This is a genomic window from Sphingomonas sp. CL5.1 (genome assembly GCF_013344685.1).
Lineage (GTDB): Bacteria > Pseudomonadota > Alphaproteobacteria > Sphingomonadales > Sphingomonadaceae > Sphingomonas.
Window position 1 is genome coordinate 2,339,099 of sequence record NZ_CP050137.1, and the last position, 20,392, is coordinate 2,359,490.

General features: G+C 69.1%; 23 protein-coding genes. 11 read left to right on the forward strand and 12 right to left on the reverse strand.

The features are described from left to right. Positions 1-36: 36 nt before the first annotated feature. Together F9288_RS11350 and F9288_RS11355 are read left to right on the forward strand one after the other, a co-directional pair. Positions 37-582, forward strand: a complete 546-nt coding sequence (locus F9288_RS11350) for a peroxiredoxin (RefSeq protein WP_174836896.1) — start codon at positions 37-39, stop codon at positions 580-582. 82 nt (positions 583-664) lie between these two features. After that, positions 665-1,186, forward strand: coding sequence for a carboxymuconolactone decarboxylase family protein (locus F9288_RS11355; protein ID WP_174836897.1), 522 nt, complete (start codon positions 665-667; stop codon positions 1,184-1,186). Between the two features lie 42 nt (positions 1,187-1,228). Here F9288_RS11355 and F9288_RS11360 read toward each other — a convergent pair whose 3' ends face one another. Further along, entirely contained in the window at positions 1,229-1,996 is a 768-nt protein-coding gene (locus F9288_RS11360; protein WP_174836898.1) for a sulfite exporter TauE/SafE family protein, read from the reverse strand. A gap of 156 nt (positions 1,997-2,152) precedes the next feature. Here F9288_RS11360 and epsC point away from each other — a divergent pair, with 156 nt between their 5' ends. Next, positions 2,153-2,842 carry a serine O-acetyltransferase EpsC gene (gene epsC, locus F9288_RS11365; RefSeq protein ID WP_174836899.1) on the forward strand — a complete coding sequence of 230 codons (690 nt, stop codon included), beginning with the start codon at positions 2,153-2,155 and terminating at the stop codon, positions 2,840-2,842. Further along, the gene (locus tag F9288_RS11370; protein ID WP_174836900.1) at positions 2,842-3,192 is read left to right on the forward strand and encodes a DUF2794 domain-containing protein; all 351 of its coding nucleotides are present in this window, start codon (positions 2,842-2,844) and stop codon (positions 3,190-3,192) included. The genes epsC and F9288_RS11370 overlap by 1 nt, the downstream gene beginning before the upstream one ends. A 43-nt stretch (positions 3,193-3,235) precedes the next feature. Here the strand turns inward: F9288_RS11370 and F9288_RS11375 are convergent, their stop codons facing one another. From F9288_RS11375 to F9288_RS11415, 9 genes are all read right to left on the reverse strand, one after another. Beyond that, complete coding sequence (locus F9288_RS11375) at positions 3,236-4,135, reverse strand: SDR family NAD(P)-dependent oxidoreductase (RefSeq protein ID WP_174836901.1); 900 nt, start codon at positions 4,133-4,135, stop codon at positions 3,236-3,238. An 84-nt stretch (positions 4,136-4,219) separates the two neighbouring features. Then, positions 4,220-4,603, reverse strand: coding sequence for a hypothetical protein (locus F9288_RS11380; protein ID WP_174836902.1), 384 nt, complete (start codon positions 4,601-4,603; stop codon positions 4,220-4,222). Positions 4,604-4,717: 114 nt separating this feature from the next. After that, the gene (gene phoB, locus F9288_RS11385; protein ID WP_174836903.1) at positions 4,718-5,410 is read right to left on the reverse strand and encodes a phosphate regulon transcriptional regulator PhoB; all 693 of its coding nucleotides are present in this window, start codon (positions 5,408-5,410) and stop codon (positions 4,718-4,720) included. After that, positions 5,410-6,096 carry a phosphate signaling complex protein PhoU gene (gene phoU / locus F9288_RS11390; protein WP_174836904.1) on the reverse strand — a complete coding sequence of 229 codons (687 nt, stop codon included), beginning with the start codon at positions 6,094-6,096 and terminating at the stop codon, positions 5,410-5,412. Before phoU ends, phoB begins: the two co-directional genes overlap by 1 nt. Before the next feature lie 11 nt (positions 6,097-6,107). Then, positions 6,108-6,878, reverse strand: coding sequence for a phosphate ABC transporter ATP-binding protein PstB (gene pstB, locus F9288_RS11395; RefSeq protein ID WP_174839040.1), 771 nt, complete (start codon positions 6,876-6,878; stop codon positions 6,108-6,110). Next, the gene (gene pstA, locus F9288_RS11400; protein WP_254620846.1) at positions 6,878-8,137 is read right to left on the reverse strand and encodes a phosphate ABC transporter permease PstA; all 1,260 of its coding nucleotides are present in this window, start codon (positions 8,135-8,137) and stop codon (positions 6,878-6,880) included. Before pstA ends, pstB begins: the two co-directional genes overlap by 1 nt. Further along, the gene (gene pstC, locus F9288_RS11405; RefSeq protein ID WP_174836905.1) at positions 8,130-9,506 is read right to left on the reverse strand and encodes a phosphate ABC transporter permease subunit PstC; all 1,377 of its coding nucleotides are present in this window, start codon (positions 9,504-9,506) and stop codon (positions 8,130-8,132) included. Before pstC ends, pstA begins: the two co-directional genes overlap by 8 nt. Positions 9,507-9,510: 4 nt before the next feature. Further along, positions 9,511-10,560: a substrate-binding domain-containing protein gene (locus F9288_RS11410; protein WP_174836906.1), complete on the reverse strand. Its 1,050-nt coding sequence runs from the start codon at positions 10,558-10,560 to the stop codon at positions 9,511-9,513. A 62-nt stretch (positions 10,561-10,622) separates the two neighbouring features. Next, entirely contained in the window at positions 10,623-11,846 is a 1,224-nt protein-coding gene (locus F9288_RS11415) for an ATP-binding protein (RefSeq protein WP_254620847.1), read from the reverse strand. Between the two features lie 129 nt (positions 11,847-11,975). Here F9288_RS11415 and F9288_RS11420 point away from each other — a divergent pair, with 129 nt between their 5' ends. The 4 genes from F9288_RS11420 to F9288_RS11435 are packed head-to-tail and all read left to right on the forward strand — an operon-like array spanning position 11,976 to position 14,536. Next, positions 11,976-12,386 (forward strand): hypothetical protein, encoded by a 411-nt coding sequence (locus tag F9288_RS11420; RefSeq protein ID WP_174836908.1) that lies wholly within the window; start codon positions 11,976-11,978, stop codon positions 12,384-12,386. A gap of 7 nt (positions 12,387-12,393) precedes the next feature. Further along, positions 12,394-12,657 (forward strand): HPr-rel-A system PqqD family peptide chaperone, encoded by a 264-nt coding sequence (locus tag F9288_RS11425; protein WP_174836909.1) that lies wholly within the window; start codon positions 12,394-12,396, stop codon positions 12,655-12,657. Then, complete coding sequence (locus tag F9288_RS11430; RefSeq protein WP_174836910.1) at positions 12,654-13,505, forward strand: HprK-related kinase A; 852 nt, start codon at positions 12,654-12,656, stop codon at positions 13,503-13,505. Before F9288_RS11425 ends, F9288_RS11430 begins: the two co-directional genes overlap by 4 nt. Continuing rightward, positions 13,502-14,536, forward strand: a complete 1,035-nt coding sequence (locus F9288_RS11435; protein WP_174836911.1) for a nucleotidyltransferase family protein — start codon at positions 13,502-13,504, stop codon at positions 14,534-14,536. The genes F9288_RS11430 and F9288_RS11435 overlap by 4 nt, the downstream gene beginning before the upstream one ends. Here F9288_RS11435 and F9288_RS11440 read toward each other — a convergent pair. Both F9288_RS11440 and F9288_RS11445 read right to left on the reverse strand, forming a co-directional pair. After that, positions 14,499-14,867, reverse strand: coding sequence for a hypothetical protein (locus F9288_RS11440; protein WP_174836912.1), 369 nt, complete (start codon positions 14,865-14,867; stop codon positions 14,499-14,501). The genes F9288_RS11435 and F9288_RS11440 overlap by 38 nt on opposite strands. Continuing rightward, entirely contained in the window at positions 14,864-15,514 is a 651-nt protein-coding gene (locus F9288_RS11445; RefSeq protein WP_174836913.1) for an HAD-IA family hydrolase, read from the reverse strand. Before F9288_RS11445 ends, F9288_RS11440 begins: the two co-directional genes overlap by 4 nt. A 62-nt stretch (positions 15,515-15,576) precedes the next feature. On the opposite strand from F9288_RS11445, the gene glmU reads away from it, so the two are divergent. From glmU to F9288_RS11460, 3 genes are all read left to right on the forward strand, one after another. Next, positions 15,577-16,935 carry a bifunctional UDP-N-acetylglucosamine diphosphorylase/glucosamine-1-phosphate N-acetyltransferase GlmU gene (gene glmU, locus F9288_RS11450; RefSeq protein WP_174836914.1) on the forward strand — a complete coding sequence of 453 codons (1,359 nt, stop codon included), beginning with the start codon at positions 15,577-15,579 and terminating at the stop codon, positions 16,933-16,935. A gap of 46 nt (positions 16,936-16,981) precedes the next feature. Beyond that, positions 16,982-18,805 (forward strand): glutamine--fructose-6-phosphate transaminase (isomerizing), encoded by a 1,824-nt coding sequence (gene glmS, locus F9288_RS11455; RefSeq protein ID WP_174836915.1) that lies wholly within the window; start codon positions 16,982-16,984, stop codon positions 18,803-18,805. Positions 18,806-18,883: 78 nt separating this feature from the next. Then, positions 18,884-20,371 carry an ATP-binding protein gene (locus F9288_RS11460; protein WP_174836916.1) on the forward strand — a complete coding sequence of 496 codons (1,488 nt, stop codon included), beginning with the start codon at positions 18,884-18,886 and terminating at the stop codon, positions 20,369-20,371. Positions 20,372-20,392 lie beyond the last annotated feature (21 nt).

Genomic DNA, 20,392 nt, shown 5'->3' on the forward strand with positions numbered 1-20,392 from the left:
TCGGCTGAGGATTTTCAACCAGGAGGCCAGAATAAGATGCTGACCATCGGCGACACCTTCCCCGCCATCACCGTTCCCGTCCAGCAGGGCACCAGCGCGCTGCCGGCCGGCGAGACGCTCGACCTCACCACTGCCTTTCCGGGCAAGTGGAAGGTGCTGTTCTACTGGCCGAAGGACTTCACCTTCGTTTGCCCGACCGAGATCGTCGGCTACAGCCAGCTCAACGGCGACTTCGCGGATCGCGACGCGGTGCTGATCGGCGCCTCGACCGACACCGCCCATGTCCACCTCGCCTGGCGCAAGTCCGACCCCGATCTCGCGGCGGCCGACTTCCCGTGGATCGCCGACAACGGCGCGAAGCTGGCGGAGGCGCTCGGCATCCTCGATAAGAACGAGCATGTCGCCTATCGTGCCACCTTCATCGTCGATCCGGACAATGTGATCCAGGCGGTGCAGGTCAATGGCCTGAACGTCGGCCGCAACCCGGCCGAGACGCTGCGCGTGCTCGACGCGCTCCAGACGGACGAGCTGTGCCCGTGCAACTGGAACAAGGGCGACGACGTCCTGCAGGTCGCGGCGTAAACCTCCCCGAACCTCGAACGAAGGGGGCGCGGGACCGGCCGGTTTCGCGCCCCCTTTTTCATGCCATAAGGAGACACCATCCATGTCGCTCAAGGATTTCGCGGGCGCGCTGCCCGATTTCGCCAAGGATATCCGCCTCAACGTCGGCTCGCTGCTCAACGAGACGGTGCTGAACGACCAGCGCAAATACGGCACCCTGCTCGCCTGCGCGCACGGCACCGGCCACAAGCCGCTGGTGGACGCGACCGAGGCGGAAGTGGCCGACAAGCTCTCGCCCGAGGCCGCCAACGCGGCGCGCGCGGCGGCGGCGGTGATGGCGATGAACAACGTCTATTATCGCTTCACGCACCTCGCCGGGAACGAGGAATATTCCAAGATGCCGGCCAAGCTGCGCATGAACGTGATCGGCGCGCCGGGAATCGACAAGGTGGATTTCGAGCTGTTCAGCCTCGCCGTCAGCGCGATGAACGGCTGCGGCCGCTGCATCGACGCGCATGAGCAGGTGCTGAAGAACGCCGGCGTCACCGCCGAGTTGATCCAGACCGCGGTTCGCATCGGCGCGGTGATGAAGGCGGTCGCCACGGTCCACGCGGCCACCGCGTGACGCTCCGATCCGGCCGGTCGCCACGCGCGGCGGGCCGGATCGTCAATATCCCAGCGCGTGAAAGATGCCATAGGCGCTGGTGAGCGTCAGCACGATGCCGACCAGCACCAGCATCGCCCGCGTCGGAATCCGCTTCGCCATCACCGCGCCGAGCGGAGCGGCGGCGATCCCGCCGATCAGCAGCCCGATCGTCGCCGTCGCGAAATCGTGGACGCCCAGTTCGCTGATGAAGGTCGCGGAGACGGCGAGGGTCAGGAAGAACTCCACCGCGCTGACGGTGCCGACCACGCGGCGCGGCTCGACCCCCTGCACGAGCAGGTTCGACGTCACCACCGGCCCCCAGCCGCCACCCCCCGCGGCGTCGAGGAAACCGCCGATCAGCCCGAGCGGTTCGACGACCCTCGGCCGCGCGGCGCGGTGCCGGTGCGTCGCCGCGCGCGCCAGCAGATAGAGGCCGACCAGCACGAGATAGCCGAGCACGAACGGCTTCACCACGCTTGCATCGATGTTGCTCAGCAGCCACGCGCCGGTCACGCCGCCGATCAAGCCGGGGACGAGCAGCCGCACGAATAGCCGCCGGTCGATATTGCCGTGGAGCAGGTGGCTGATCCCCGAAACGGCGGTGGTGAAGGTCTCGACGATATGGATGTTGGCCGACGCGCGCGCCGGCGCCATGCCCATCACCGCCACCAGCAAGGTGTTGCAGATGAGGCCGAACGCCATGCCCAGCGCGCCGTCAACGATCTGCGCGGCGAAACCCACGAGGATGAAAGGCAACAGCGCGTCGGCCGTGGCAAGCGTAAGGTCCAAACGATGATCTCCCGTCCGGCCGCGATGATGTGATGGCGGCTCGTCAAGGGTAAACCCCGCCGGCCGCCGCGAGGTTGCGAACGGCGATGCGCGACGCCTGCTGGAAATCGCATTGGCGAACGCCTAAATGCGGGTGCTTCTAGGGGAAGACACGCCATGGCCGGATTGACGGCATATCTCGATTCGATCCGGGCGCGCGATCCGGCGCCCCATTCGCGGCTCGAAATCCTGCTTTATCCCGGTGTCTGGGCGCTGGCTTGGCATCGCATCGCGCACCGGCTCTACAAGTCGCGGTTTTATTTCCTCGCGCGGGCGGTGAACCATCTCTCGCGCTTCCTGACCGCGATCGACATCCATCCCGGCGCGACGATCGGGCACAATTTCTTCATCGACCATGGCTTCGTCGTGATCGGGGAGACGGCGGAGATCGGCGACAATGTGACGATCTACCAATGCGTCACGCTGGGCGGCACCAGCCCGGACAATGGCGTCGCGGGCAAGCGCCACCCGACATTGCTCGACGGCTCGATCATCGGATCGGGCGCGCAGGTGCTCGGCCCGATCACCGTGGGGCAGGGCGCGCGGGTCGGCGCGAACGCGGTGGTGACGCGCGACGTGCCGGCGGGCGCGGTGATGGTCGGCATCCCGGCGCGCGCCACGATGGTCGAGGGCGGGCAGGCGAACGAGCCGAAGTTCGTGCCTTACGGCACGCCGTGCAGCGAGATGTTCGACCCCGCGACACAGAAGGTGGAACTGCTGCGCTGCGAGCTTGAGACGATGCGCCGCCGGCTCGACGCGCTGATGGAGGAACAGGCCGGCTCCGATCGCGCGGCGACTCGCGCCTGATGGGGGTCGTCACCCCGTTCCCGCTCGCGCCGGGGCAGGGACGTCCCGGCCAGATCGGGTTCGACCGGCCGGAACTGATGCGCATCCTCGATCTTTACGGTCGGATGGTCGCGGCCGGGCATTGGCGCGACTATGCGATCGATCTCGGACGCGACGCGGCGGTCTTCGCCGCCTTCCGCCGCGCGGCGGAGCGCCCGGAATATCGCATCGAGAAACGCCCCGCGCTGCGCAACCGGCAGGGGATGTGGGCGCTGGTCAACGAGGCGGGCGCCGTGCTGAGGCGCGGGCACGAGCTTGGCCCGGTGCTCGCCCCGGTCGAGCGGCGGCTGATGAAGCTGGTCGAGGGGTAAGGAAACGAAGCCCCCCTTTCGAGGGAGAGGGGCTCGAAGCGTGTCAGCCGCCGGTCAGCTTCTGGCCGATCAACATCGATTGCGCCGCGCCGGAATCGGGCACGATCTCGCCCTTACGGTCGGTGATCTCGGCCCAGTGCTTCTGCACGCCTTCGGGCGACAGGTCTTCGCCCGTCAGCAGCACGCCCTGCGTCAGCGTGACGTAGCTCGCCTGCACCACGCCAGCGCCCGCGCCGAGGATCTGGTTGCTCGGCGCGTCCTCGCTGACGAGGAACAGCGCCGCCGGCACCACCTTGTCGGGGGAGAAGGCCTTGAACGCCTCGGCCGGGAACAAATCCTCGGTCATGCGCGTGCCCGCGACCGGGGCGATCGTGTTGACCTTGATATTGTTCTTGGCGCCTTCGAGGTAGAGCGTCTTGGTGAGGCCGGCGAGGCCGAGCTTCGCCGCGCCGTAATTCGCCTGGCCGAAATTGCCGAATAGGCCGGTGGACGAAGCGGTCATCAGTACGCGGCCGTAATTCTGCTCGCGGAACGTCTCCCAGCATGCCTTGGTGGCGTAGGCGGAGCCGATCAGGTGGACCTTGACGACGAACTCGAAGTCGGCCGGTTCCATCTTGGCGAAGGTCTTGTCGCGCAGCACGCCGGCATTGTTGATGAGGACGTGGATGCCGCCCCACTTCTCCTTGGCGCGGGCGACCATCTCGACCATCTGGTCATATTCGGTGACGCTGTGGCCGTTGGCCATCGCGGTGCCGCCGGCGGCCTCGATTTCCTCGACCACCTTCAGCGCGGCATCCGATGCGCCGGTGCCGGTGCGGTCGCCGCCGAGATCGTTCACCACGACCCTCGCGCCGCGGCGGGCGAGCTCCAGCGCATATTCGCGGCCCAGGCCGCCGCCGGCGCCGGTGACGATCGCTACCCTGTCGTCGAAACGGATGGTCATGGAAAAGGCGCTCCTTCGGTAGGAATGAAGCGCCTTCCCATACTCATCATTCAAACGGGCGCAACCGCCCGTGACGCCGCGCGCTTACTTCGGCGCGGTCGTTGTGGTGGTGGTCGTCGTCGTCGTGGTTTTCTTCACGGCCGCCCTGCGCACATGCTTCTTCGCATGATGCGCCGGGGCCCTGTCGACATGACCGTCACCCGTGCCGGCCTGCACGCAGCCATCGAACTGGCCCTTCTTGCATACCGGATAGCTGTCCTTCGCCGGGGGCGGGGGGAAAGCGGTGTTCGGGTCCGGCGCCTGCTTGAAGATCACCTTCGAGCCGGGCTCCGGCGTGCCCTGGAGCGCGGGCGCGCTCGGTTGCAGGCCGCCGATCTGGGCGCTGCTGTCGGTCGCCGGCGGTGTCTGATCCTGCGCCATCGCAGGGGCGGCGAGCAGCGCCGCAGCCGCCAGAAGAATGGATTTCATGCGAAAAACTCCTGTCAGGAAACGCACTTCGCGTCATGAATACGCCACCCGCCAACGCACGAAATCACGGTTGGCTCCGTCGTTTCGTTAGCGATTCAAAAAATGCGTGCTTTTTTACCCTTCCGAATCGAGCGCATAGCCCGCCGAGCGGACGGTGCGGATGATATCCGGCCGGTCTCCCTCGTTGATCGCCTTGCGCAGCCGGCGGATATGCACGTCGACCGTGCGGCTCTCGATGTCGCTGTCATGCCCCCACACGCTGTCGAGCAGCCGCTCGCGCGAGAAGACGTGGCCGGGATGTTCGAGGAAATGCTTGAGCAGGCGGAACTCGGTCGGGCCGAGCGGGATCACCTCGCCGCCGCGCCGCACCTTGTGGCCGACGGTGTCCATTTCGAGATCGGCGTAGCTCAGCATCTCACCGGCGAGGCCGGGCCGCACGCGGCGCAGCACCGCGCCGACGCGCGCGACCAATTCGCGCGGGGAGAAGGGCTTGGTGACGTAATCGTCGGCCCCGGTTTCCAGCCCGCGCACGCGATCCTCCTCCTCGCCGCGCGCGGTGAGCATGATGATCGGCACGTTCTGCGTCTCGGTCGCGCGCCGCAGGCGGCGACAGACCTCGATCCCCGAGATGCCCTCGACCATCCAGTCGAGCAGGACGATATCGGGCACCTTTTCCTTCGCCATCAGCAGCGCCTCCTCGCCATCGATGGTGTGCGCGACGTCGAAATCCTCGCGCTTGAAGTGCCAGATGAGCAGTTCGGCGAGGCTGGCGTCGTCCTCGACCAGAAGCATATGGGCGCGGGCCATCAGTTAATTACCTTCTCTCGATCGGCAAGCCGGGTGCCGGTGGCGGCGAAATAGACCATTTCGGCGACGTTGGTGGCGTGGTCGCCGATCCTCTCCAGGTTCTTGGCGACGAACAGCAGGTGCGCGACCTGGCTGATCGTGCGCGGATTCTCGACCATATAGGTGACGAGCGTGCGGAAGATGCTGTCGTAGAAATCGTCCAGCGCGTCGTCGCGGGCGCAGATCTCCCGCGCCGCATCGGCGTCGCGCGCGGCGAAGGCGTTGAGCACGTCGTGCACCATGCCCGACGCCATCCGCGCCATCGCGGGCAGGGTGGAAATCGGCTCGATCCGGCTTTCGCCCTCGATCATCGGCACGCGCTTGGCGATGTTCTTGGCATAGTCGCCGATCCGCTCGACCACGCCGGCGATCTTGAGCGCGGCGACCACCTCGCGCAGGTCGTTCGCCATCGGCGCGCGCAGCGCGATGACGCGGACGGCGGTGCGCTCCACCTCCATCTCCAGCGCGTCGAGCGCCTTGTCGCCGTCACGCACGCGTCGCGCGAGATCGAGGTCACCGCGTTGCAGCGCCGTCATCGCGTCGGCGATCGCCTGCTCGGCAAGCCCGCCCATCTGGCCGATCAGCCCGCGAAGCTGGCCGATGTCCTGATCGAAGGCCTTGACGGTATGTTCCTGTCCGGTTGCCATCCGCGATCCCTTCAGCCGTAGCGGCCGGTGATATAGTCCCGCGTGCGCTCCTCGCGCGGGTTGGTGAAGATGTCGGATGTGTCGCCATATTCGACGAGCCGGCCGAGATGGAAGAAAGCGGTCTTCTGGCTGACGCGCGCCGCCTGCTGCATGTTGTGGGTGACGATCACGATCGCGTAGCGGCCGCGCAATTCGTGGATCAGTTCCTCGATCCGCGCGGTGGCGATCGGATCGAGCGCGCTGCACGGCTCGTCCATCAGGATCACCTCGGGATCGACCGCGATGGCGCGGGCGATGCATAGCCGCTGCTGCTGGCCGCCCGAGAGCGTGGTGCCGGAATCGGCCAACCGGTCCTTCACCTCGCTCCATAGCCCGGCGCGGACGAGCGATTCCTCGACGATCCGGTCGAGATCGGCGCGTCCTCTGGCGAGGCCGTGGATGCGCGGGCCGTAAGCGACATTCTCGTAGATCGACTTGGGGAAGGGATTCGGCTTCTGGAACACCATGCCGACGCGCGCGCGAAGCTGCACCACATCCATCTCGCGGGCGTAGATATCCTCGCCGTCCAGCCGGATATCGCCCGTCACCCGGGCGGCGGCCACCGTGTCGTTCATCCGGTTGAGCGTGCGCAGGAAGGTGGATTTGCCGCAGCCGGACGGGCCGATGAACGCCGTCACCTCCTCCTGCGGGATGTCGATCGAGACGTCCGAGATCGCCTGATGGTCGCCATAGAAGACGTCGATGTGCTCGGCGGTCATCTTGGGCGGCTTGTCGTCGCGCATCACCAGCGGGTCTCGAACCTGTTGCGGAGGTAGATGGCGATGCCGTTCATCGCCAGCAACAGCACCAGCAGCACGACGATCGCGGCGGAGGTCTTCTCGACGAACCCGCGATTCACCTCGTCGGACCACAGGAACACCTGCACCGGCAGCACCGTCGCCGGGTCGGTAAGCCGGTCCGGCGGGGCGGCGATGAAGGCGCGCATCCCGATCAGCAGCAGCGGCGCCGTCTCGCCCAGCGCGCGGGCGACGCCGATGATCGTGCCGGTGAGGATGCCGGGCAGCGCCAGCGGCAGGACGTGGTGGAACACCACCTGCACCGGCGAGGCGCCGATGCCCAGCGCCGCGTCGCGGATCGAGGGCGGCACCGCGCGGATCGCGTTGCGCCCGGCGATGACGATCACCGGCATGGTCATCAGCGCCAGCGTCAGCCCGCCGACGATCGCGGCCGAGCGCGGCAGCCCGAAGGTGCCGAGGAACACCGCGAGGCCGAGCAGCCCGAAGATGATCGAGGGCACCGCCGCGAGATTGTTGATCGACACCTCAATCAGGCCTGTCCAGCGGTTGCGGAGGGCATATTCCTCCAGATAGAGCGCCGCCAGCACGCTGACCGGAAAGGCGAGCGCGATGGTGACGAACGTCGTCATCAGCGATCCCTTGAGCGCGCCCCAGATGCCGACGCGCGTCGGATCGGTGGAATCGGCGGCGGTGAGGAAATCGCGGTTGAACCCGCGTGACAATTGGCCGCCCAGCGCTCGGACGGTCGCTTCCGCCTCGGGCGTGCCGTCGCCTTTATAGGCGATGTCGATCGCGCTCGCGGCGGGCACGTCCAGCGTCGTGCGTCGCAGGAGGAGCGTCGGATCGGCCTTCACCGCGTCGCGCACCCGTAGCCATGCGCCGTCCGAGAGCAGGGCCGCTCCGCCCAGCCTTGGCCATGCGGCATTGGCGGCGGCGTCCACCGCATCCTCCAGCCCGGCGCCGGCCAGCGCGCGATCGGCGTCGCGCCCCTTTAGGCGGGCAGGATCGACCGCGAGCCTCGCGGCTCCGAGGTCCAGCGGCAGCGCGATGCGTGTCTCGGTGAAGCCGCCGACGCCGCGCGTCAGCATCGATCCGAGCAGGACCAGCAGGAACGCCGCCGACAGCGCGATCGCCGCCAGCCCGAGCAACCGGAAGCGGCGCTCCGCGCGATAGCGGCGCGCGATGCGGCGCTGCATCCGCTCACCCGACCAGTCGGTCGGCGTCCGGGGCGGCGATTCACTCATAGGCTTCGCGATACCGTTTCACGATCATCAGCGCGACGATGTTGAAAAGCAGAGTGATGGCGAACAGGGTGAGGCCCAGCGCGAAGGCGGCGAGCGTCTTGGCGCTTTCGAACTCCGCCTCGCCGGTCAGCAGGTCGACGATCTGCCTGGTGACGGTGGTGGCGCTGGCGAAGGGGTTGAGCGTCAGCGTCGCAACCCCGGAGGCGGCCATCACCACGATCATCGTCTCGCCAATTGCGCGGCTGGTCGCCAGCAGCACGCCGCCGACCACGCCCGGCAGCGCGGCGGGAAGCAGCACGCGGCGGATCGTCTCCGACGGCGTCGCGCCGAGCGCGAGGCTGCCGTCGCGCATCGCGGCGGGGACGGCGGCGAGCGAATCGTCGGCGAGCGAGGAAACGAACGGGATGATCATCACCCCCATCACCAGCCCCGCCGCCAGCGCGCTTTCCGACGAGGCGGAGGCGATGCCGAGCGACACGCCGAGATTGCGCACCGCCGGCGCGACGGTGAGCGCGGCGAAATAGCCATAGACGATCGTCGGCACCCCGGCGAGGATCTCCAGCATCGGCTTCATCCAGCGCCGCGTCGCCGGCCGGGCGTATTGCGTCAGGTAGATCGCGCTCATCAGGCCGAAAGGCACGGCGACGATCATCGCGATCACCGCGCCGATGAAGAAGGTGCCCCAGAACAGCGGCACCGCGCCGAGCGAGGCGCCCGGATCGCGCGGGTCGATCACCTGCGGCGACCAGTGCGTGCCGAACAGGAAATCGGTGACCGGCACGATCCTGAAGAAGCGCGCGCTTTCGATCAGCAGGCTGGCGACGATCCCCATCGTCGTCAGGATCGCGATCAGCGAGGCGGCGAGCAGCAGTCCCATCACCAGCCGCTCCACCTGCGTCCGCGCGGCGAAGCGCGGGGCGACGCGCAGGAAGGCGAAGCTGCCGCCGCCCAGCGCGAGCAATAGCGCGATCGCCGCCGCGATCAGGTCATGGCGTTTCTGCGCGACGGCATAGAAAGGCGCGAGCACGGCGGAAAGGGTGTGGAACGCGCCATAAGCGTGTCCGTGCGCCAGGTTGCGCGCTTCCGACAGGATCGCGGCGCGCTCCAGGCCGGGCGGGGGCAGGGCGCCCGCCGCCGGAGTGGCGAGCACCGCGTTGGTCACCAGCGCCGGGGAGACGAAGCGCCACACCAGCAGGAACAGCAGTGCCGGCGCCACCGTGCAGAGCGCGACGAACGCCGCGTGATGGCCGGGAAGCGAGCCGAACCGCCCCGGCGTCGCCAGCCGGAAGCGGACCGCGCGGGCGCGTCCGGTGAGCCAGCCGACCGTGCCCAGCGCGAAGATCAGGAACAGGAGCGTCAGTGGCGACATGGCGTCACTTCAATTCCCGCGAGTCGAGCAGCGTCTCGTTGCGGACGATCGCGGCCGAACGCGCCTGCACGGCGGCCAGCGAAGGGATCAGCCCGCGCCGCGCCAGCGCGCCGCCATCGCCCCACAGCAACGCATATTGCGCGAGGAACCGGCGCAGCCCCGGCACCGCGCCGAGATGCGCCTGCTTCACATAGAGGTAGAGCGGCCGCGCGCCCGGATAGCTGCCGTCCGCGATCGTCGCATGGCTCGGCGCGACCCCGCCAATCGGCAGGCCGACCACGGTGTCCGCGTTCTCCTCCAGATAGCTGAAGCCGAACACGCCGATCGCATCGGGGTCGGCGGCGAGCTTCTGGACGATCAGATTGTCGTTCTCGCCCGTGTCGATATAGGCGCCGTCCTCGCGGATGCGGTGGCAGCGCACCGCGAACGCGCCCGGATCGCGCGCGCGCAGCGTGGCGGCGGCCGGATCGACCTGCGCGCAGCCGCGCGCCAGGATCAGCCCGGCCAGCGCGTCGCGCGTCCCGCTGGTCGCCGGCGGGCCATAGACGCGGATCGGTGTGGCGGGCAGCGCGGGGTTCACGTCGTGCCACGTCCGCGCGGCGTTCGGGCGGCCGCCCGGCGTCGCGGCGAGCGCGCGGTAGAGATCGGCCGGGGTCAGCGCCATCCGCGCGCCGCGCTTCGCTTCGGCGAGGACCACGCCGTCGATGCCGATCTGGATTTCCAGCAGCCGCCCCGCGCCGTTACGCGCGCAGGCGTCATATTCCACCCGCCGCATGCGGCGCGAGGCGTCCTCGATATCGGGATGCGCCGCGCCGATCCCCGCGCAGAACAGCCTCATCCCCGCGCCCGTGCCGGTGGACTCGATCACCGGCGGCCTGGCGCCCGGCGTATTGACGAGGAACTGTTCCGCCACGATGGCGGTGAAGGGATAGACGGTGGAGGAGCCGACCGCCCGGATCTGCTCGCGTGTGCCTGCGCCGCCGCCCGCCGCCTGATCGTGGCAGGCGGCGAGCGACAGCGATATGGCGACGAGCAGCGCGGCGCGGCGAATCATCAAAACCCCATACGCCTTCGATAGGCGGCGTTCGTTTCCGGTACGCCTGTGTGACACTGAGGTTACGCTAATATGACAGCGGCATCGGCCGCGCGCAGCATCACCGTGACGCGCGTGCCCTCGCCGACCGTGCTGGCGATATCGAGCCTGCCGCGATGACGCTCCACGATATGCTTGACGATCGCGAGGCCAAGGCCAGTGCCGCCGAGCGAACGGCTGCGCCCGGCATCGACGCGATAGAAGCGTTCGGTGAGCCGAGGCAGATGCTCGGGCGGGATGCCCTCGCCCTGATCGGCGACGACGAGGCGGACCATGTTCCCCGCCGCCGGCGCCGCCTCGACGCGGATCGGCGTGCCGGGGCGGCCGTATTTCATCGCATTGCCGATCAGGTTGTGCAGGAGCTGGGAGAGCTGGACGGCATCCCCCGTCACCACCGGCAGGCCGGGTGTGACGTGGAGCGAGATATCGTGCCCGCGCCCGTCATGCGCGCCAGCCAGCGCTGTTGCCGTCTCGCGGATCAGCCGCGCAAGATCGATCGAATCGGGCGGCTGGCGGAACTTGTCCGCCTCGATCCGCGACAGGCTCATCAGGTCGCCGACCAGCCGATCCATCCGCTGCGCCTCGTCGAACACGATGCGCAGGAAGCGAGTGCGGATTTCCGCGTCGTCGCCCGCCTCGTCGGCCAGCGTCTCGACATAGCCGAGGATCGAGGCGAGCGGGGTGCGCAGCTCATGGCTGGCATTGGCGACGAAATCGACGCGCATCTTCTCGGCGGCATGGGCGTCGGTGCGGTCGAGCAGGTGGATCAGCCGGCGGTTGCCACCGATCGCGTTGGCGCGCATCTCCCATCGCTGGTTCAGCCCGCCCAGCCCGACCAGCTCGATCGGCGGCGGCTCGCCGTCGCGCGGCTGCGAAAGATGCGTGGCGGCGGCCGGATGCCGGATCGCGGTGCGCACGTCCTCTCCCGCGACATGCTCGCCGAACAGCGTCCGCGCCGCGCGGTTGGCGAGCGCGACGCGCGTGCCCTCGAGCAGCAGCACCGGCTCGAGGATGGCGTCGATCGCCACCTCGATCGCGGGGCCGGGGACGGCGGCGTCGCGGGCGAGGGCGGCGGCCTCCGCCTCCCGCTCCTCGCGCATCTGCGAGGCGGCGAGCAGCGCGACCAACCCGCCGGCGAGCGCGACCAGCGGCACCTGCCAGTCGCCCGCCAGCGCCCAGGTGACGGCTGCCGTCACGGCGACGATGCCGGCCGCGAGCCAGCCGCGAGGGGTGATTCCGTCCAGCACGGCGCGCGCTTTAGCCGATCGCCGGCGCGCGCGCATCCGGGCGTAAACCGAAAGGTAAACGTCCCGGCGTGATACGTCCCGGCGGCCCTGCTTGTCTCGCGGGGCCGATTGTGGGACTGCATGGACGAGATGAGCGACGAAACCGATCATGACGGCGAACCGCGCGACGCGGGTGCGACGCGCAGGCGCGCGCTGATGCTCGGCGCCGTGGGGGCGGCGGCGGTCGTGTCGATCCGCCCGGCGCTGGCGCAGACCGCCGGATCGGTGCTCACCTGCGAGATACCGGTGCCCGATCCGGGCCGCGCGGGCGGCTATATCGACGCCAACGGCAAGGTCGTTCCGGCGGGAACGAAGAACGCCTTCGCGCCGCCGCTCCGCCCATTGAAGGGCGAGGACGTGCGCCGCGCGATGGCGACCGGGGGCAATCTGCCCGGCACGGATTACGAGCGCAGCCGCGCCTATCTCAAATATGTCGGGCGGTTGCAGCGCGGGACGACTGGCTTCACCTGCTTCGCCTCGCTCCAGATGCTGCGGAAGTAAACGCGCGATGGCCGCGACGCGCTATCGCGCGCCGGCCCAGGGCGGGCTGCGCATCGCGCCGCTCGACGATCTCGTCGCCATCTATCACCGCGCGTCGGGCATCACCCATCTGGTCGTCGCCCCGGTGCCCGAGCTGCTGGAGGCGATGGCGGGCGAATGGCGCACGCTGGAGGCGCTGGCCGGTGCCTTCGGCCTCGCGCCGGACGAGCGCGGCGCGCTGACCGAGCGGCTCGGCGAGCTGGTCGCGGCCGGACTGGTCGAGGTGGGGTGAGGCACGTTTTCTCCGTCCGCATCGGGCCGACCTCGTTCCGCGTCGGATCGGACTGGCGCGCGCCGGTCGAGCAGCTCCGCGCGCTCTACGCCGGTTATCCCACTCCAGAAGGGGGGATAACCGATTACACCGTGCGGCTGTCCGCGACGCGGCCGTGGCGGCGCTTCGTCCGCCCGTCGGTGGCGATCGCGGGGGACTATATGCTGCCGGACGCGGCGCCGCTGCCGCTCGCGCACGGCCTGCTCGCCGCCGAGATGGCGATGAACCTGCAACTCGCGCTGGGTGAGCGGCGCTTCCTGCTGCTCCACGCCGCGACCGTGGAGCGCGAGGGGCGGGCGATCGTGCTGACCGGCGAATCCGGCGCGGGGAAATCGACGCTCGCGGCGCTGCTCTCCGCGCGCGGCTGGCGATTGATGGGGGACGAGTTCGCGCTGCTCGATCCCGATACCGGGCTGCTCCACGCCTTTCCCCGGCTGGTGAGCCTCAAGAACGCGGCGATCGACGTGGTGCGCGCGGCGCTGCCCGATGCGCGCTTCGGGCCATTGCTGGCGGGGACGCCGAAGGGTGATATCCGCCATCTCGTGCCGGGCGAGGCGGCGCTGGCGACGATGGACCGTCCGGCGCGGCCCGTGCGGCTGATCTTCCCGCGCTACGGCTTCGCGGCCGACGCCCGACCTGTCGGCGCGGGCGAGGCGTTCGTCCGGCTGACGCAGGCATCGACCAATTATGTCGCGCTCGGCGAGCAGGGATTCGACGCGCTGACCCGCTTCGTGCGCGACGTGCCCGCGATTGCACTGGATTATCCCCACGCGGAAAGCGCGATCGCGGCGATCGAGACGGAAGCATGAGGAGCGGCGCGGTGCATCTGCTCTGCCGCCTGCTCGCCGTTCCCGAGACGGCGCTGAGGGTCGATGCCGGACGATGGAGCGAGGTGATAACGGTCGCGCGCGCCGAGTTGCTGATCGGCTCGCTCGCATTCCGCCTGCGCGGCCTGCCGCTGCCGGCGCGGGTGGAGGCGATCCTCGCGGCGGCGATCCGCTCGGCGGAGGAAGGACGGCGGCAGGCCTTGTGGGAGGCGGAAATGGCGCGCCGCGCGCTCGCGCCGCTCGGCTGTAAGGTGGTCCTACTCAAGGGCACCGCCTTCGTCGCGGCGGGGCTGGACGCGGGGCGGGGGCGGCATATCGGCGATCTCGACATCCTCGTGCCGCGCGCCGTGCTCGACGCGTCGGAGGCGGCGCTGCTCGCGGCCGGATGGGAATGGGTGAAGCCCGATCCCTATGACGACAGCTACTATCGGCGCTGGATGCACGAGCTGCCGCCGCTGATCCATCGCGAGCGCGACCGGATGATCGACGTCCACCACACGATCCTGCCGCCGACCGCCCGGCTCACGCCCGACGCCGCGCAACTGCTCGCCGCCGCCGAGCCGCTCGAAGGCGGTCTGTCTATCCTGTCGCCGGAGGACATGGTGGTCCATGCCGCGATTCACCTGTTCGCGGACGGCGATCTGTCGGGCGGCCTGCGCAACCTGTGGGATATCGACCGGCTGGTGCGCGAGTTCACCGCGCGCGACCCGGATTGGCAGGTCAGGCTGGCGAGGCGCGCCGCCACGCATCAGGCGGAGCGGGTCGTGTCGCGGGCGCTGCGGGCGGCGCACCTGCTGTTCGATACGCCGGTTGCGGAGGGCCGCGCCGAGCGCGTGTTCGACACCATCGCGCGCCGTCGCCTGCTCGCGCGCGACGGTTGGGGGCGCGGCATCCGGCCGGCGACGCGACTTGCCTTCTACGTCCGCTCGCACTGGCTCCGCATGCCGCCGGCCATGCTGGCGCGGCATCTGTGGATCAAGGCCAAGTCGCGTGGTCGCCGCGAAAGTGCCTGAACAGCGCGACCAACGCGATCACCGCGAGGATCGCGCCGGTGTCGGCGAGCCAGTCCATGATGTCGCAATCGCGATGCAGCGCGGGGATCGATTGCGCTACTTCGATCAGTGCGCCGAGGAAGGATAGCCGTTCGGCGATCCGCCACAGCGGCGCCTTCGGATAGGCGAGCGTCGCCAGCACCGTCAGCGTGGCGAAGGCGGCCATATGCTGCCACTTGTCCCCGACGTTGACGAGTTGCGGCGGATGCGGCAGCAGCGCCATCGTGATCGCGAAGGTCGCCGCGATGGCGAGCAGCAGCCGCCAGAAGGTCAGGCGTTCCTGATGGGTCATAGTCTCTCGAGCACGGGAATCAGGTCGTCGAAATGCGCGATCACGGCGTCGGCGCCGAGCGTTTCGACGGGTTGGTTGAGGAAGCCGAACGCGCAGGCGATCGCCGGTATCCCCGCCGCGTGCGCCGCGCCGACGTCATAGACCGAATCGCCGACGAACGCGGCGCGGCCGCCGCCGCAACGCGCGATCATCGCCTCGATCGGCGCGGGCGAGGGCTTGCCCGCGCCGCCGACGATCGTCGCGAAGCGGCCGGTGATGCCGACCGCGTCGAGCAGCAGCCGCGCGAGGCGCTCCGCCTTGTTCGTCACCAGCGCGATCGTCACGTCCAGCCCCGCCAGCGCGTCCAGCATCGGCAGCGCGCCCGGAAAAGGCATGGTATGGATCGCGATGTTGGCCGCATAGAAATCGATCATCACCGGATAGAGCCGGTCGAGCATCGATTCGTCACCTCCGCCGGTCGCCGCCAGCGCGAGCGACAGCATATGCCGCCCGCCGCCGCCGATCATCGGCCGCACGCGATCGACCGGCAGCGGCGCGCGCCCTTCAGTCGCCAGCGCGTGATTCACCGCCGCGGCAAGGTCCGCGCTCGTATCGAGCAGCGTGCCGTCGAGATCGAACCCGACGATCGTGAACGGAAAAACATTCATCGGTCATGCGCCAGACAGCAGGGCTATGGAAATGGCAAGCCTCCAATGCGAAAGCACTCCGCATGAACGACAGACCGATTGCCGCCATCATCCTCGCCGCCGGCAATGGCACGCGGATGAAATCCGATCTGCATAAGGTGCTTCATCCGCTCGCCGGGCGGCCGATGCTGCTGCACCTGCTGTCGAGCGTCGCCGCGCTGGAGCCGGCGCGCACCGTTGTGGTGGTCGGTGCGCGGCGCGAGCAGGTGGAGGCGGCGGTCGCGCCGGTCGGCGCGGAGGTGGTGCATCAGGCGGAGCAACTCGGCACCGGCCATGCCGTGCATCAGGCGGAGTACGCACTCGCCGGATTCGCGGGGGACGTGCTGATCCTCTATGGCGACGTGCCGCTCGTGTCCGCCGATACGATGCGGCGGATGCTGGAGCGGCTCCACGCCCCGGATGCGCCGGCGATGGTGGTGCTCGGCTTCCGTCCGGTCGATCCCGCCGCTTACGGCCGGGTGATCGCGGACGGCGACGGGCATATCGTGAAGATGGTCGAGTATAAGGACGCATCGCCTGAGGAATGCGCCGTAAATCTCTGTAACTCTGGCCTGATGGCGGTACGGAGCGAGGATCTGTTCGGCCTGCTGGCGCGCGTCGGCAATGACAATGCCGCGGGCGAATTCTATCTGCCCGATATCGTGATGCTCGCCGCCGCCGATGGCCGCCCCTCGGCGGTGATCGAGACAGGCGAGGCGGAAGTCGCCGGCGTCAACAGCCGCGCTGAACTGGCCATGGTGGAGCGCGCGTGGCAGGCGCGCCGCCGCGCGCAGGCGATGGCCGATGGCGCCACGCTGATCGCGCCGGAGACGGTGTGGTTCTCGCACGACACCTCGCTCGGCCGCGACGTGACGATCGAGCCGAACGTGGTGTTCGGCCCCGGCGTCACCGTGGCGGACGGCGCGACGATCCACGCCTTCAGCCATCTGGAAGGGGCGAGCGTCGGCGCAAGCTGCTCGGTCGGCCCTTATGCGCGCTTGCGGCCCGGCGCGGTGATGCAGGCGAAATCGCGCGTCGGCAATTTCGTCGAGATGAAGAAGGCGGTACTTGGCGAGGGCGCCAAGGCAAACCATCTGACCTATCTCGGCGATGCCGAGGTGGGTGCCGGCGCGAACATTGGCGCCGGAACGATTACATGCAATTATGATGGTTTCTTCAAATATCAGACGAAGATTGGTGCGGGGGCCTTCATCGGCTCCAACTCCGCCTTGGTCGCGCCGGTGACGATCGGCGACGGGGCGATCGTCGGCGCGGGCGCGGTGGTGACGCGCGACGTGAGCGCCGATGCATTGGCGCTCGTCCGGCCGGCGCAGGAGGAGAAAGCCGGCTGGGCCGCCCGTTTCCGCGAGATGATGACGGCGCGCAAGAAAGCCGCCAGATAAGCACCTGAACCGAACCTTTCCCGAACTTTTCGAAAGACAGAGCAGTATGTGCGGCATCGTAGGCATTCTTGGCACCGCGGACGTGGCGGACCGGCTGCTCGAAGGGCTGAAGCGGCTGGAATATCGCGGCTATGACTCGGCCGGCATCGCCACCGTCCATGACGGCGTGATCGACCGCCGCCGCGCCTCGGGCAAGCTGGTCAATCTCGCGCGCGAGCTGGCCGCCAATCCGCTGCCCGGCGACGTCGGCATCGCGCATACCCGCTGGGCGACGCACGGCGGCCCGACCACCAACAACGCCCATCCGCACGCGACCGAGCATGTCGCGGTGGTCCACAATGGAATCATCGAGAATTTCAAACCCCTGCGCGAGGAACTTATCGCGCGGGGGCGGGTGTTCACCAGCGAGACCGATACCGAGGTGGTCGCGCATCTGGTGAGCGAGCAGGTCGAGGCGGGCCTTGCCCCGGCGGCGGCGGTCAGCGCGGTGCTGCCGCGTCTCCACGGCGCGTTCGCGCTGGCGATCCTGTTCCGCGACCACCCCGAGCTGCTGATCGGCGCGCGGCTCGGCTCGCCGCTGGTGGTGGGGCATGGCGACGGCGAGACCTATCTCGGCTCCGACGCGCTCGCGCTCGCGCCGCTCACCCAGCGCATCGCCTATCTGGAGGAGGGCGACTGGGTGGTCTGCACCCGCGAGGGCGCGCAGGTGTTCGATCGCGACGACAATCCGGTCGAGCGGCCGATCACCATCTCCGGCGTCACCGGCGCGCTGATCGACAAGGGCAACCACCGCCACTTCATGCAGAAGGAGATCTACGAGCAGCCGATCGTCGTCGCCCAGACGCTGCGCGCCTATCTCCAGCGCATGGAGGATCGCGTCACGCTGCCGATCCCCGACTATGACCTGTCGTCGATCAAGCGCGTCATGATCGTCGCCTGCGGCACCAGCTTCTATGCCGGGATGGTCGCGAAATACTGGTTCGAGCAGTTCGCGCGCGTGCCGGTCGACCTCGATGTCGCCTCCGAGTTCCGGTATCGCGCGCCGGTGATGGAGCCGGGCGGGCTGATGATCGTCATCAGCCAGTCGGGCGAGACGGCGGACACGCTCGCCGCGCTGCGCCACGCCCGCAGCGAGGGGCAGACGATCGCGGCGGTGGTCAATGTGCCGACCAGCTCGATGGCGCGCGAGGCGGACCTGCTGCTCCCGACGCACGCCGGGCCGGAGATCGGCGTCGCCTCGACCAAGGCGTTCACCTGTCAGCTCGCGGTGCTGGCCGCGCTCGCCGCCAATCTCGCGCGGGCGAAGGGCAGGCTGTCGCCGGCCGACGAGAAGGCGATCGTCAAGCATCTGTCGGAAGCACCGGCCGCGCTCAACGCCGCGCTCGCCTATGACGAGGCGATCGAGGCGATGGCGGGGGCGGTCGCCGGCGCGCGCGACGTGCTCTATCTCGGGCGCGGGACGGATTATCCGCTGGCGCTGGAAGGTGCGCTGAAACTGAAGGAAATCAGCTATATCCACGCGGAAGGTTACGCGGCGGGCGAGATGAAGCACGGCCCGATCGCGTTGATCGACGAGAATGTGCCGGTGATCGTCATCGCGCCGAGCGGCCCGTTGTTCGACAAGACCGTCAGCAACATGCAGGAGGTGCAGGCGCGCGGCGGCAAGGTGGTGCTCATCAGCGACTATGACGGCGTGGAGGCGGCGGGCGAAGGCTGCCTCGCGACGATCACCATGCCCAAGGTCCACCCGCTGATCGCGCCCCTGGTCTATGCGGTGCCGGTGCAACTGCTCGCCTATCACGTCGCGGTGGCGAAGGGCACGGACGTCGATCAGCCGCGCAACCTCGCGAAATCGGTGACGGTGGAGTGATCGCGCGGCCGGGGAGGTGACCGCCTTTCCGGCGCAACCCCCTTGCCCCGCGCTCCGGGCGTTGCCATCGGCTTGGCGATGACTGCCAGGATCGACATGGGATTCGACGGAGCGGGAGCCTCCGTCGAGCTAGACCTCGAGGAGCTGCTGGCGACGCGCCTGCTCGTCCAGGGCAATTCCGGCTCGGGCAAGTCGCACCTGCTGCGCCGCCTGCTCGAAGGCAGCGCGGGGCTGGTCCAGCAGGTCATCATCGATCCCGAGGGCGATTTCGTCTCGCTCGCCGATGCGTTCAGCCATATCGCGGTGGACGCGGCGCACTACAGCTTCGCGGAAATCGAGCGGCTCGCCGCCCGCGCGCGCGAGCATCGCGCCTCGGTGGTGCTCAATCTGGAGGGGCTGGAGGTCGACGACCAGCTCCGCTGCGCCGCCGCCTTCCTCGCCACCTTGTTCGAGGCGCCGAGGGAGCAATGGTTTCCCATATTGGTCGTGGTCGACGAGGCGCAGCTCTTCGCGCCGGCCGCCGCCGGGGAAGTGGGCGAGGAAGCGCGCCGCGCCTCGCTGGCGGCGATGACCAACCTGATGTGCCGTGGCCGCAAGCGCGGGCTGGCCGGGGTGATCGCCACCCAGCGCCTCGCCAAGCTCGCCAAGAATGTCGCGGCGGAAGCGTCCAATTTCCTGATGGGGCGCACCTTCCTTGACATCGACATGGCCCGCGCCGCCGATCTGCTCGGCATGGAGCGGCGGCAGGCGGACCAGATCCGCGATCTCGCGCGCGGCGAGTTTCTCGCGCTCGGCCCGGCGATCACGCGGCGCCCGATCAAGGTGCGGATCGGCAGCGTGACGACGGCGGCGCGCAACGTCGGCCCCAGGCTGACGCCACTGCCGGAAGCCGACGCGGACGGCCTGCGCGAGCGGCTGTTCACCGCCGACGAGACGGATGCGCCGCCGCCGATCCCCGTGCCGTCGCCGCCGAGCTTCTCCGAGCTGATGCAAAGCGCGGCCACGCCGCCGCCGGCGGCCGTGCCCGACATGCCCGTGCTCGACGAGGCCGAGCAGGCGGCGGTGCGCGGCGCCGTGCTGGCGGAAATGGCGGGGGAGGATGCGCGCGTGCCGCTGCCGCAATCCTATCAGGATTATCAGGTGCGCTGCCGGATGCGCGGCGTCACGGCGGACGAGCCGCTGGATCATTTCCGCCGCCAATATGGGATGGCCCGCGCCGGCCTGAACCCGGAGCAGGACTGGGATGACGTGCTGGCGCTGGCGGAGGCGCTGCCGGAGGAGATGTTCGCGCCCTTCCTCGGGCTGGCGCGCGCGGCGCGGTTTGGAGAGGAATGCCCCGACAACGGGACGCTCGCCGCGCTCTACCAGACCGCCTCGCCGAGCCGGGCGCGGCGGATGCTCGACTTCATCGAGGAGAAGGGGCTGATCGTGGTGCGCGTCGATATGCTCGGCAAACGCTCCGTCAGCCTGCCGCATCTGGGCTGGACGACGGAGCCGGCGATGCCCGAGCCGTCCCGCGCGCGCACGCCGCCGCGCCGCACGGCCGGCGCACGGCGGCGGGCCTGAACGCACGCTCCCCGATTGCGG